General features: G+C 48.7%; 1 pseudogene. It reads right to left on the bottom strand.

The features are described 5' to 3' along the window. Positions 1–305 (bottom strand): annotated as a pseudogene (locus CIK04_RS32610) (transposase); the annotation flags it as partial.

Consider the following 305-nt stretch of genomic DNA (forward strand, 5'->3'; position numbering starts at 1 on the left):
CAGTCTCTTTGCGCGTCGTAAGTAAAGTGTTTCTTTTTGAAYGCATTTTTCGTTCTCGATGGACGTCGATAACCGAACACGCCAAGAATACCTCGACGTTCAAGTGACTCCGCCACYGGAGCGGTAAAGTAGCCCGCATCCAGTCCAACGGCTATCGGGTTCAATTGGAATGTAGCAAGCGTGTAATCTAAGCGTTGAACGTAAGGCTGTGAGTCATTGATGTTGCCCGCGGTGTATAGGTATCGAGGATAATTCCATGTTGACCATCAACGGTTCGATGGTCGAGRTAGAAGAAGCCTTGTGGC

This window comes from Vibrio sp. 03_296 (assembly GCF_002265885.1).